Consider the following 12,328-nt stretch of genomic DNA (forward strand, 5'->3'; position numbering starts at 1 on the left):
CTCAGACCCGCAGCTTGGCGGCGAACTGCTTGCGGAACTTGGCCAGCTTGGGCGAGATCACGACGGCGCAGTAGCCCTGGCTCGGATGGTCCTGGAAGTAGTTCTGGTGGCCTTCCTCGGCGCGCCAGTACGGCTGCTCGGGCTCGACCTGGGTCACGATCGGCGCATCGAAGACCTTGGCCGCGGTCAGCTCGCGCATCACGTATTCGGCGGTCGCGCGCTGCGCTTCCGAATGCGTGTAGATCACCGAGCGGTACTGCGGCCCGACGTCGTTGCCCTGCCGGTCAGGCGTGGTCGGGTCGTGGATGGCGAAGAATATCTCAACGATCTCGCGGAAGTTGATCACCGACGGGTCGAAGGTCACGCGCACCACCTCGGCGTGGCCGGTATTGCCCTCGCACACCTGCTGGTAGGTCGGGTGATCCACATGGCCGCCGGTATAGCCGGACTCCACCGCCACCACGCCCTTGACCTGCTGGTAGACCGCCTCCAGGCACCAGAAGCACCCGCCGCCCAGCGTGGCGGTTTCAAGTCCATGTTCCATTTGCGCCGCTCCCTCGTGTGGTTTGGTGTGTCACGGCCTCAAGCATAAGCGCAGATCGGCACCCGTGCAGCGGATTCAGCCAGGCTGGCGCCTGGCCTCCAGCATCGCCCGCAGTTGCGGCTTGAGCACCTTGCCCAGCGCGCTGCGCGGCAGGTCGTCCAGCAGCAGCACCTCGCGCGGCAGCTTGAAGCGGGCGATGCGCGCGGCCAGCGCGTCGCGCACCGGCCCGGGCGCCAGCGTGTCGCGCGGCGCGCCCGGCGCCGGCACGATCACCGCCACCGGCACCTCGCCCCAGCGCGCGTCGGCCACGCCCACCACCGCGCATTCCTGCACGCCGGGCAGGCCGACCAGCACGTTCTCGATCTCGGCCGGGTAGATGTTCTCGCCGCCAGAGATGATCATGTCCTTGCTGCGGCCGACCACCTCGATGCAGCCGTCGACGCCGCGGTGCGCCAGGTCGCCGGAGCGGAACCAGCCGCCGGGCAGGCCATTGTCAGGCTGGCCCCAGTAGCCGGCCATCACGTTGGCGCCGCGTACCCACAGCTCGCCGACCTCGCCCGGCGGCACCTCGGCGCCGTCCGGGCCGGCGAGGCGCACTTCGGCCTCCGGCTGCGGCCAGCCGGCATAGCCCGGGCGCGCCATGGCGTCTTCCAGCTTCAGCACCACCGACACCGGGCCGGTCTCGGTCGCGCCGTAGACCTGCCCGAGCGGCACGCCGCGCGCATGGAAAGCCTCGATATACGACAGCGGGATGGTCGACGAGCCGGCCATCACGCCGCGCAGCGACGACAGATCCGAATCCGGCCAGCCGGGATGCGCCAGCACCGCGCGCAGCGTGGCAGGCACCATCAGCGCCAGGCTCGGCCGCTCCTGCGCCACCGCATCCAGCCATGCGCCCGGCGCGAAGCGCTCGTGCAGCGTGACCTGCGCGCCGGCCAGCAGCGCCGGCAGCGTCTGGATGCACAGGCCGCCGACATGGAACATCGGCAGCGCCGACAGCACGTGATCGTCCGGCGTCATGCCATGGGCCCACCAGCTGGCCCGCGCATTGGCCAGCAGGCCGGCCTGGGTGTGCACCGCACCCTTGGGCTTGCCGGTAGTGCCTGAGGTGTAGGCCAGCAGCAGCCGCGCATCGTCCGTCACGTGGGGGAAGTCGACACCAAACGGCGCGGGATGGTCGACCACGCGATCGAGATGCACCAGCTGGCAGCCGCTGCCGCAGCCCTCCTGAGCCAGTGCGGCGTGCGCGTCGTCGTGGAACAGCAGCGCCAGTTGCGCATGCGTGGCGATCGCCTGCAGCTCGGCCGCGGCGAGCCGGTAGTTCATCGGTACGAATATCGCACCCACCCGCGCGCAGGCGAACAGCAGCACCAGCTGCAACTCATGGTTCAGGCACAGCGTGCCGACGCGATCGCCCGGTCGAACGCCCCACGTCGCCACAAGATGCGCGCTGGCACGCTCGACGCGCCGCCACAGCTTGCCGTAGGAGAAGGTCCGCCCGAGGTAGTGCAGCGCGGGCCGCTGCGGCGTTGCCTCGGCACGGCCATACAGCGTGGCCGGCAGCGCGCCAAGCCCGGCCGCGCCGGGACGTGGTGTCGCGCTCATTCGTCGCGCTCGCCGGCTTCGTACAGTGTTTCGCGGCCCATGCGGTCGAGGATCAGCTCGGCGGTCCAGGGCAGCATCAGCGCGCCGCAGCGCGAGTCGCGGTAGAGCCGCTCCAGCGGCAGGTCCTTGAGCATCGACTGGCCGCCGCAGGTGCGGATCGCCAGCCGCGCGATGTCGTTGGCGCCTTCCATCACCGTGTAGTGCGCGGCGTACAGGCGCAGCCGCTCGTCCTTGGACGGGTTGGGCTTCGCTTCATGGATCGCGCGCCAGAAGAGCGAGCGCATCGATTCCAGCTGGATGCGCATCTGCGCCACCGCGATCTGCTTGGTCGGGTACATGCGGCGCTTGACCGGCGGCTGGCCCGGCACCTCCCCGCGCAGGTATTGCACGGTGAAGTCGTAGGCGGCCTGCGCCACGCCCAGGTAGGTCGGCGACAGCGTGAAGAACATCGCCGGCCAGGTCTGCGCGGCGCGGTAGTAGACGCCGCGGGGCATCAGCTGCTCGTGGTCGGGGACGAACACGTCCTTGAGCAGCAGCGTGCGCGAGACCGTGCCGCGCATGCCCATCGGGTCCCATTCGCCGGTCACGGCCAGGCCGTCCGTCTTGCCCGGTACCGCGATATAGAGCGTGTCGCGCATGTCGGGATGGTGGTCGCCGCGGTCTTCGGTGCAGAGGATGCCGTAATAGTCGGCGGCCCCCGACAGCGAGGCGAAGATCTTGCGCCCGTTCAGCACCCAGCCGCCCTCGACCTTGCGTGCGGTGGTACCGAAAGGCGCCTTGCCCGCCGCGGCGGCCGAGCCTTCGGAGAACGGCTGTGCGTAGACCGCGCCGTCGCGCACCACGCGCGCGAAATGCAGCGCGCGCCGGGCCTCGTGCTCGGCGCGCTGCGCGGGCGTCATGTCGATGCCATCGGACAGCATGCCGGTCCACATGGTCGAGCAGATATGCATGTTGTAGGTGAGCGCGGTCGCGCCGCAGAAGCGCCCGATCTCCGCGCCCACCATGCAGTAGGTGGCAAAGTCCGCGCCCTCGCCGCCGAAGGCCTCCGGCACGCACAGCGCCAGCAGCCCGGCGTCGCGCAGGTCGTCATAGTTGGCGAACGGGAAGCTGGCCTCGCGGTCCCAGGTGGACGCGCGCGCCGCGAAGCGGTCGCGGCCGAGGCGGTTGGCCAGCGCAAGCAGGCGTGCCTGGCGCGGGGTGAAGTCCGCCGTGCCGACGGCGGGGATGAAGTCAAGCTCGCCGGATGGCATGTCGCAGTCTCCTTTGCGCCGGATGCGGGGGCGGCGCGGCGTTGTTCTGGTGTTGCGGTGTTGATGCCAGACTTGCGGTGCGGCTCAGCGCACGGGGAAATGCCGGCGCAGGAAGTCGAGCACGGCGTCGTTGAAGGCCGCCGGCTTTTCCATGCACGCCAGGTGGCCGGCATCGGGCAGGCAGCGGTATTCGGCGCCCGGGATGCGCTGCGCCATGCGTTCCATCACTTCGGGCGCGGCGTTGGTGTCGTGCTGCCCGGCCAGCGCCAGCACCGGCACGGTGATGCGCGGCAGCGCGTCGCGCTGGTTGAAGCGCACCAGTGCGCCCAGCGCGGCGCGGTAGGTGGGCGCCGGCACCGCGGCCATGACCGAGGTGGCGAAGGCCACCGCATCCGGATCGGCAGCGGGTGCCACCATCGTGCGCACCAGCCCGGCGGCCATCTCCGCCATGGTCTTGCCCGCGTCCAGCGGCGCGGTGCGGGCGGCGATAAACTCGCGCTGCCACGGTCCGTCACCCTTGCCGAAGGCGGGCGAGGTGCCGGACAGCACCATGCCGTCGACCAGCGCCGGGGTGGCGGCATAGGCCTGTTGCGCGACCATGCCGCCCATGCTGTGGCCGAGCAGCACCACACGGCGGCCCGCTTCGCGCTCGGCCTGCAGCAGCGGCGCCAGGGCGCGCGCCAGCCCGTTGAAGTCATAGGGGTCGATCAACGCGCTGTCGCCGTAGCCCGGCATGTCCCACGCCACCGCGCGGTAGCCGGCCTGCGCCAGCGCCTCGCCCTGCGCGGGCCACGCGGCCTTGCCGCCGCCGATGCCGTGCAGCATCACCACCGCGACCGGGCCGTCGCCCCAGGCGAGCGTGGCGATGCCGTTGGCGTGGCGTTGCGTGGTCGGGATCGCGCTCATGCCGCCACCTCCACCAGCGTGCCGGCCTCGACCTCGTTGCGGCCGTCGAGCGACACCGTGCAGTTGCGCAGCGGCAGGTCGAAGTGCCCGAGCGTATGCCGCCCCGCCACCTCGTTGGCGCCGGTCGAGAACAGGAAATTGCCGGCAAACGCGCGCAGCTCCGTGCCATTGCAGTCGCGCTTGTCGTAGAACGTCATCGCATCCCAGCGCGCCAGCCGGTTCAGCCCCCAGCCCACGTGCGAGACCGCATACGCGTCGCGCGTGCCCTCGCGGTCGGCCCAGGCCTGGTAGTAGCCGCGCATCATGTCGGCATCCACGCCCTGCCCCTCCACGCCGACGATGTAGTCGTCCTCGATATGGCAGACCACGGTATCGCGCAGGTAAGTCTTGAAGGTCAGGTTGACGTCGCCCGGCGCCAGCACCAGCGTGCCGTTGACCTGACGGCTGGCGGGGAAGGCCAGGCACAGCCCGCCGGGCCAGTGCGAGACCTGTCCGGGCTTGTTGCAGTAGCCCCAGACGCCGCCCACGCGCGCATCGGCCAGGCCGATGCGCAGTTCCGTGCCGGCGGCCGAATGCACGCGCATCTCGCGCGCGCCGCGCAGGCGCTTCATCGCCGCGCGCACGGCGCCTTCCAGCGCGGGGTCGGGCTGGCAGCGTTCCAGGATCTCGGGGTGTTCATTGCTGACCATCAGCATCCGCGGCACGATGCCGTCGGCGCCGCGCAGGATCTGGGGCAGTTCGGGCGCATGCAGCAGGCCCTCCACCGTGCAGTCCAGCACCAGCTGGCAGCGCGACAGCGCCGCGACCACCGGCGGCAGTTCCTGCAGCGCATCGCTGGCGCCGGTGGAGCGCACCGGCGCGGGCGCGCTGAGTGCCGGCGTCGGCACCTGGATGCGCACGGGGGTGGCGCCCAGCGACTGCACCGCCAGCTCGGCCAAGGCCACGTTGACAGGGCGGGATTGCGACTCCGTTACAATTCCAACAACTTCGCCGCCCTTGAGGGCACAGAGTTCGAGGGTGCGCCGGAACGCCGCCAGCCAGCGGTGTTCGATCTGCTCGATGAGCATGTCTTGTCTCCTGCTCGTTCTTGTATGGCGGCAGGGCCCGCCTGGTTTTGTGCGCCAGCCAACGCGGCCATTGCGTCGCCGGACTTGTACTCGCTGTCCCTGGCGCGAATAATATATATGAAATTTCATGAACTCCAGTGGAGCCCCCATGGGCATGCCTGAGGCCCAGCCACGGATCGCCAGCGTCGCCGCCGCCCCCGACTTCGACACGCAGCACTTCCGCCGCACCCTGTCGCAGTTCGCGACCGGGGTCACGGTGATCACCACGCGCGCCAGCGCCCATTCCGTGGCCGCGGGCGCGCCGCCGTTCATCGGCATTACCGCCAGCTCGTTCAACTCGGTGTCGCTGGACCCGCCGCTGGTGCTGTGGAGCATGGCCACGCGCGCCAACAGCCTGCCGATGTTCCGCGACGGCACCCACTACATCATCAACGTGCTGTCGGCCTCGCAGCTGGACTTGTGCCAGCGCTTCGCCACGCTCAAGGGCGACCGCTTCGCGGGCGTGGACTACCGGCTCTCGGCCACCGGCCTGCCGATCCTGTCCAATGCGCTGGCGTGGTTCGAATGCCACAACCGCAGCCGCTACGACGAAGGCGACCACGTGATCTTCGTCGGCGAAGTGGAACGCTGCGGCGTGCTCGATTCCCCCGACGGCCCGCTGGTGTTCCAGGGCGGGCAGTTTTCCACCACCGTCACGCTCGAGCCCTGAGCCGCCCCGGCCCATCATGGCTGACCAGTCCGCGCAGGATGCCCTGCCCTTCGTCGACGGCTACCTGGCCTACCTGCTGGCCCGCGCCAGCCATCTGGTCTCGGGCGAATTCCACCGCGAGGTGGAAGCCAGCGGCCTGTCCGTGCCGGAGTGGCGCGTGCTGGCGACGCTGGCCGACCGCCCCGACTGCACCATCGGCGTGCTCGCCGAGATCACGCTGACCAAGCAGCCGACGCTGACCAAGCTGGTCGACCGCATGGCCGCCGACGGGCTGGTCAGCCGCCGCGCCGGCAAGGAAGACCGCCGCCAGGCGCTGATCTCGATCACGCCGCGCGGGCGCGCGCTGGCGCAGCCGCTGCTGGAACGCGCCGCCGAACATGAACGCGCAGTGCTCGACGACTTCGGCCCGCAGCAGGGTGCGCAGCTCAAGGAAACGCTGCGCCAGCTGATCGCGCTGCATACCCAGCGCTAGGCGTCCTCCGCGCCCGCCTTCAGGATCGCCAGCGGCGAACTGTCCACCTTGATTCGCTGCAGCACGATATTCGAGCGGATATCCATCACGCCCTTGGTGCGGTACAGCCGGTTCACGATGAAGTCCGAGTAGTGCTTCAGGTTGCGCGCCTGCACCCGCAAGATGTAATTGCTGTCGCCGGTGATAATGTACGCCGACAGCACTTCCGGCCACGACTGCACCGCGGCGATAAAGGTGTCGTGCCAGCCTTCGACGTCGTGCCGCATCGATACCTGCACGATCGCCTCCAGCTCCAGCCCGAGCTGCTCGGCATCGAACCAGGCGCGGTAGCCGCCGATCACCCCCGACTCTTCCAGCAGGCGCACGCGCCGCAGGCATGCCGAAGGCGACAGCGCCACGCGGTCGGCCAGGTCCTGGTTGCTGATGCGGCCGTTCTCCTGCAGGCACGCCAGGATGCGTAAATCGGTGGGATCGAGGGTCATTCGAATTTCCTTCGATGAATTGGTGATTCTTCGCATTTTATGCGAAAGATGGCGCCGACGACGGCCCATTTCGCAAGCCTCTTCCTGCCGATTTTGACTATGATTTCCGACATCGAGGCAGACAAGGACGGCGCTTTGCAAAGACGCCGCGCACCCAGATGACCGCCCCCAATCAAGACCCGCGCCGGCTGTGGGACATCAGCCCGCCGCTCTCCCCCGCCACCCCGGTCTGGCCCGGCGACACGCCGTTCCGGCAAGAGCCCGCGTGGCAGATGGACGAGCACTGCCCGGTGAATGTCGGCCGCATCACGCTGTCGCCGCACACCGGCGCCCATGCCGACGCGCCGCTGCACTACGCGGCCGACGGGGCGCCGATCGGCGCCGTGCCGCTGACGCCGTACCTCGGCACCTGCCGCGTGATCCACTGCATCGGCGCCTCGCCGGTGGTGGAGCCGCGCCATATCGAACACGCATTGGCCGGCCTGCCGCCGCGCGTGCTGCTGCGCACCTACGCACAGGCGCCGCTGGCGCAATGGGACCCGGGCTTCTGCGCGGTCGCCGCCGACACCATCGCGCTGCTGGCCTCGCACGGCGTGCAGCTGGTCGGCATCGACACGCCTTCGCTCGATCCGCAGGAATCCAAGACCATGGACGCGCACAACGCGGTGCGCCGGCACGGCCTCGCCATCCTGGAAGGCATCGTGCTGGATGAGGTCGCCGAAGGTGACTACGAACTGATCGCGCTGCCGCTGCGCTTTGCCGGGCTCGACGCCAGCCCGGTACGCGCGGTGCTGCGCAGCCTGGCCTGAACAACAACCCATGACAACGCATCACGACATGACGACAACTGACCGCGAGCAATGTATCCGGCTCGATCAGCAAGACCCGCTGCGCCCGCTGCGCGACCAGTTCGCACTGCCCGAGGGCGTGATCTACCTCGACGGTAACTCGCTCGGGGCCCGCCCGCGCGCCGCTGCCGCGCGCGCCGCCCAGGTGGTGGCCGAGGAATGGGGCGAAGGCCTGATCCGCAGCTGGAATACCGCCGGCTGGTTCGAACTGCCGCAGCGGCTGGGCAACAAGCTCGCCCCGCTGGTGGGCGCCGGCCAGGACGAAGTGGTGGTGACCGACACCACCTCGATCAACCTGTTCAAGGTACTGGCCGCGGCGCTGCGGGTGCAGCAGACGCGCGATCCTGCGCGCAAGGTGATCGTGTCCGAGGCCAGCAACTTCCCGACCGACCTCTATATCGCGCAGGGCCTGGCCGACCTGCTGCAGCAGGGCTATTCGCTGCGCCTGGTCAATTCGCCGGCCGAGCTCGACGCCGCGGTCGGCGCCGACACCGCCGTGCTGATGCTCACGCACGTCAACTACAAGACCGGCGAAATGCTCGACATGGCCTCGCTGACCGAGCTCGCCCACGCACGCGGCGCGCTGACGGTGTGGGACCTGTGCCACTCCGCCGGCGCGGTGCCGGTCAACCTGAAGGCGGCCGGCGCCGACTACGCCATCGGCTGCACCTACAAATACCTGAACGGCGGCCCGGGCTCGCCGGCCTTCGTCTGGGTCGCTCCCGCGCTGCGCGATGCCTTCTGGCAGCCGCTGTCGGGCTGGTGGGGCCACGCCGCGCCGTTCGCGATGGAGCCGCAATACCGCCCGGTCGACGGCGTGCGCCGCTTCCTGTGCGGCACGCAGCCGGTGACTTCGCTGGCGATGGTCGAGTGCGGCCTGGACATCTTCGCCCAGACCAATATGCAGGTGCTGCGCGCCAAGTCCCTGCTGCTGACCGACTTGTTCATCGAACTGGTGGAGGCACGCTGCGGCCACCACCCGCTGACGCTGGTCACGCCGCGCGAGCACGCGCGCCGCGGCAGCCAGGTCAGCCTGGAGCATCCGGAAGGCTATGCGCTGGTGCAGGCGCTGATCGAGCGCGGCGTGATCGGCGATTACCGCGAGCCGCGCATCGCCCGCTTCGGTTTCACGCCGCTGTACACCAGCTTCACCGAGGTGTGGGATGCTGTGGAAATCCTGCGCGATGTACTGGACAGCGGCGCCTATCGCGACGCGCGCTTCCAGACGCGCGGCCAGGTGACCTGATCGGGAGCGCATCATGAGTGAATTCAAGGGATGCCCCTTCTCCGGTGGTGCAGCAGCCCCGTCCGGCGCGCAAGCTGATGGCTGGCATGGCGCGCAGATGGATTTCGCCAAGGACATGAGCTACGGCGACTATCTCGGGCTGGACCAGATCCTGAATGCGCAGCACCCGCTGTCGCCGGACCACAACGAGATGCTGTTTATCGTGCAGCACCAGACCACCGAGTTGTGGATGAAGCTGATGCTGCACGAGCTGCGCGCGGCGCGCGAATCGGTCAAGTCCGACAGCCTGCCGCCGGCGTTCAAGATGCTGACGCGGGTGTCGCGGATCATGGACCAGCTGGTGCAGGCGTGGAACGTGCTGGCGACGATGACGCCGCCGGAATATTCCGCGATGCGGCCTTACCTGGGGATGTCGTCGGGCTTCCAGTCGTTCCAGTATCGCGAGATCGAGTTCATTCTCGGCAACAAGAACGCGGCCATGCTGAAGCCGCATGCGCACCGGCCGGAGCACCTGGCGTTGGTGGAGACTGCGCTGAAGACGCCGTCGCTCTATGACGAGGCGATCCGGCTGATGGCGCGGCGTGGTTTTGCGGTCGATGCGGATTGCGTGGAGCGGGACTGGACCCAGCCGACTGCGTACAACGCCTCAGTCGAGGCGGCGTGGCTGGAGGTCTACCGCGATCCGTCGGCGCACTGGGAGCTTTACGAGCTGGGCGAGAAGTTCGTTGACCTTGAGGATTCGTTCCGCCAATGGCGCTTCCGCCATGTGACCACGGTGGAACGCGTGATCGGCTTCAAGCGCGGCACCGGCGGCACCGAGGGCGTCAGCTATCTGCGCAAGATGCTGGACGTGGTGCTGTTCCCGGAACTGTGGAAGCTGCGCACGGACCTGTAACGCCTGCGCACGTTGGACCTGGCCATCAGCCTGCCGGGTCCGACAACCTTGCCGCCAGCGCCTGCAACGCCGGTGCCAGCGTCTGGTGGAACACCGCTTCCTCCACTGCTCCATACGAAGCACTGCAGCTCAGCATGTGCAACTCCTTCTCCCCCACCGGCCGGAACGCCACCGCACAGGCATGGATGGCCGGGTGCCAGTCACGGAACGACGCCGCATAGCCGCGCTGCTGCGCCTCGGCCAGCGCCGCGCGCGTCGGCACTTCCTGCTGCTTCCATTGCTCCGGGAAGGCCTGGCTGAACTCGGCGAGCACGCGCTCGCGCCGTGCCGCAGGCAACGCCGCCAGGTATGCCCGCCCCATCGAACTCGACACCAGCGACAGCCGCGAACCCACGCCCAGGCCCAGCATGACGCCGGCGTCATTGCGGATCGATTCCAGGTAGATCACCTCCATGCGTTCGCGCTTGCCGAGCGACACCGAGACACCGTACGACTGGGCAAACGCCAACATATGCGGCCGCGCCAGCGCCACCACGTCCGATGCGGACAGGTAGGAGTAGCCCAGCGCCAGAACGCCCGCGTCGAGTGCGTACTTACCCAGGCTTTCGTCGTAGCGCAGGTAGCCCAGCTGCACCAGCGTGCCGGCGAGCCGGCTCACCGTCGCCTTCGGGAAGCCGGTGCGGCGCACGAAGTCCTGGTTGCCCAGCATCGCCTCGCCGGTGCGGAAGCAGCGCAGCAGTTCCAGGCCGCGCGCCAGCGCAGTGACAAAATTGGGATCGCTGTCGCGCACCGCGGACGGTGGCGCGGTATCAGTAGAAAGTGACGAATTGGTCAAGGCGAGTCCTGTCAGGTCGGCGGTTGTCCGCTCATCGCACACGGCATCGGTAGCTCCGGGTTTTGCCTGTTGCACGGCAAACCCGTTGCGATATACTAATTCAACGGAACACAGTTCCGCAATGCGGAACCACAAAACCCTCCGCGAAGATCACCGAACCCGTCATGATTCCCGGAAGCGCCGGTGCGGCAAGCGATCATTCGCCCCGCCCCCGATGCTTCCCCCGCGCTACCGAAGGAGACCTGCATGGCTGCCAACGCCGAATTCCACTGGGCCGACCCCCTGTTGCTGGACCAGCAACTGACCGCCGAAGAACGCATGGTGCGCGACGCCGCCGCGGCGTACAGCCAGGACAAGCTGATGCCGCGCGTGCTTCAGTCGTTCCGCAATGAAAAGACCGACGTCGAGATCTTCCGCGAGATGGGCGAACTGGGCCTGCTCGGCCCCACCATCCCCGAGCAATACGGCGGCCCCGGCCTGAACTACGTCAGCTACGGCCTGATCGCGCGTGAAGTCGAGCGCGTCGATTCCGGCTACCGCTCGATGATGAGCGTGCAGTCGTCGCTGGTGATGGTGCCGATCCATGAATTCGGCACCGAAGCGCAGAAGCAGAAGTACCTGCCCAAGCTGGCCACCGGCGAATGGATCGGCTGCTTCGGCCTGACCGAGCCGAACCACGGCTCCGACCCGGGCTCGATGGTCACCCGCGCCAAGAAGGTCGACGGCGGCTACGAGCTGACCGGCGCCAAGATGTGGATCACCAACTCGCCGATCGCCGACGTGTTCGTGGTCTGGGCCAAGCTGCAAGAGGACAACGGCAAGGACGAGATCCGCGGCTTTATCCTGGAAAAGGGCTGGAAGGGCCTGTCGGCTCCGACCATCCACGGCAAGGTCGGCCTGCGCACGTCGATCACCGGTGAAATCGTGCTCGACCAGGTGTTCGTGCCGGAAGAGAACATCATGCCGGGCGTTAGCGGCCTGAAGGGCCCGTTCACCTGCCTGAATTCGGCCCGCTACGGCATCGCCTGGGGTGCGCTGGGCGCCGCCGAGTTCTGCTGGCACACCGCCCGCCAGTACACGCTGGACCGCAAGCAGTTCGGCCGCCCGCTGGCCGCCACGCAGCTGGTGCAGAAGAAGCTGGCCGACATGCAGACCGAGATCACGCTGGGCCTGCAAGGCTGCCTGCGCCTGGGCCGCATGAAGGACGAAGGCACCGCCGCGGTCGAGATCACCTCGATCATGAAGCGCAATTCGTGCGGCAAGTCGCTGGACATCGCCCGCGTGGCGCGCGACATGCTGGGCGGCAACGGCATCTCGGACGAGTTCGGCGTGATCCGCCACGTGGTCAACCTGGAAGTGGTGAACACCTACGAAGGCACGCACGATATCCACGCGCTGATCCTGGGCCGCGCCCAGACCGGCATCCAGGCCTTCTTCTGACCAAAACAAACGACTTGCGGACAGGCTCT

13 protein-coding genes are annotated in these 12,328 nt (G+C 68.5%); 6 read left to right on the top strand and 7 right to left on the bottom strand.

Annotated elements, in window-relative coordinates:
- Position 1: 1 nt before the first annotated feature.
- The 5 genes from msrA to AC10V3_RS15540 form a co-directional block, all read right to left on the bottom strand.
- The gene (gene msrA, locus AC10V3_RS15520) at positions 2 to 544 is read right to left on the bottom strand and encodes a peptide-methionine (S)-S-oxide reductase MsrA (protein ID WP_022536160.1); all 543 of its coding nucleotides are present in this window, start codon (positions 542 to 544) and stop codon (positions 2 to 4) included.
- Between the two features lie 75 nt (positions 545 to 619).
- Positions 620 to 2,149 (bottom strand): class I adenylate-forming enzyme family protein, encoded by a 1,530-nt coding sequence (locus tag AC10V3_RS15525; protein WP_349606585.1) that lies wholly within the window; start codon positions 2,147 to 2,149, stop codon positions 620 to 622.
- Positions 2,146 to 3,399 (bottom strand): acyl-CoA dehydrogenase family protein, encoded by a 1,254-nt coding sequence (locus tag AC10V3_RS15530; RefSeq protein ID WP_490922456.1) that lies wholly within the window; start codon positions 3,397 to 3,399, stop codon positions 2,146 to 2,148. The genes AC10V3_RS15525 and AC10V3_RS15530 overlap by 4 nt, the downstream gene beginning before the upstream one ends.
- An 84-nt stretch (positions 3,400 to 3,483) precedes the next feature.
- Positions 3,484 to 4,305: an alpha/beta fold hydrolase gene (locus tag AC10V3_RS15535; RefSeq protein WP_349606588.1), complete on the bottom strand. Its 822-nt coding sequence runs from the start codon at positions 4,303 to 4,305 to the stop codon at positions 3,484 to 3,486.
- Positions 4,302 to 5,372: a 2,5-dihydroxypyridine 5,6-dioxygenase NicX family protein gene (locus AC10V3_RS15540; protein ID WP_022536164.1), complete on the bottom strand. Its 1,071-nt coding sequence runs from the start codon at positions 5,370 to 5,372 to the stop codon at positions 4,302 to 4,304. Before AC10V3_RS15540 ends, AC10V3_RS15535 begins: the two co-directional genes overlap by 4 nt.
- A 148-nt stretch (positions 5,373 to 5,520) precedes the next feature.
- Here AC10V3_RS15540 and AC10V3_RS15545 point away from each other — a divergent pair, with 148 nt between their 5' ends.
- Positions 5,521 to 6,081: a flavin reductase family protein gene (locus AC10V3_RS15545; RefSeq protein ID WP_349606612.1), complete on the top strand. Its 561-nt coding sequence runs from the start codon at positions 5,521 to 5,523 to the stop codon at positions 6,079 to 6,081.
- 16 nt (positions 6,082 to 6,097) lie between these two features.
- On the top strand, positions 6,098 to 6,553 hold the full coding sequence (locus AC10V3_RS15550; protein WP_022536166.1) for a MarR family winged helix-turn-helix transcriptional regulator: 456 nt from the start codon (positions 6,098 to 6,100) through the stop codon (positions 6,551 to 6,553).
- Here the strand turns inward: AC10V3_RS15550 and AC10V3_RS15555 are convergent.
- Positions 6,550 to 7,035: an Lrp/AsnC family transcriptional regulator gene (locus AC10V3_RS15555; protein WP_022536167.1), complete on the bottom strand. Its 486-nt coding sequence runs from the start codon at positions 7,033 to 7,035 to the stop codon at positions 6,550 to 6,552. The genes AC10V3_RS15550 and AC10V3_RS15555 overlap by 4 nt on opposite strands.
- Positions 7,036 to 7,193: 158 nt before the next feature.
- On the opposite strand from AC10V3_RS15555, the gene kynB reads away from it, so the two are divergent.
- Genes kynB through kynA form a run of 3 tightly spaced genes read left to right on the top strand, consistent with a single transcriptional unit; the run spans position 7,194 to position 10,024 of the window.
- Positions 7,194 to 7,844: an arylformamidase gene (gene kynB / locus AC10V3_RS15560; protein ID WP_022536168.1), complete on the top strand. Its 651-nt coding sequence runs from the start codon at positions 7,194 to 7,196 to the stop codon at positions 7,842 to 7,844.
- Positions 7,845 to 7,872: 28 nt separating this feature from the next.
- Entirely contained in the window at positions 7,873 to 9,129 is a 1,257-nt protein-coding gene (gene kynU, locus AC10V3_RS15565) for a kynureninase (RefSeq protein ID WP_349606592.1), read from the top strand.
- Positions 9,130 to 9,142: 13 nt separating this feature from the next.
- Positions 9,143 to 10,024, top strand: coding sequence for a tryptophan 2,3-dioxygenase (kynA, locus tag AC10V3_RS15570; protein WP_022536170.1), 882 nt, complete (start codon positions 9,143 to 9,145; stop codon positions 10,022 to 10,024).
- 25 nt (positions 10,025 to 10,049) lie between these two features.
- On the opposite strand, the gene AC10V3_RS15575 is transcribed toward kynA, so the two are convergent.
- Complete coding sequence (locus AC10V3_RS15575) at positions 10,050 to 10,859, bottom strand: IclR family transcriptional regulator (RefSeq protein WP_349606595.1); 810 nt, start codon at positions 10,857 to 10,859, stop codon at positions 10,050 to 10,052.
- 246 nt (positions 10,860 to 11,105) lie between these two features.
- Here AC10V3_RS15575 and AC10V3_RS15580 point away from each other — a divergent pair, with 246 nt between their 5' ends.
- Entirely contained in the window at positions 11,106 to 12,299 is a 1,194-nt protein-coding gene (locus AC10V3_RS15580; protein WP_022536172.1) for an acyl-CoA dehydrogenase, read from the top strand.
- Positions 12,300 to 12,328 lie beyond the last annotated feature (29 nt).

This window comes from Cupriavidus sp. PB-02 (assembly GCF_058252315.1).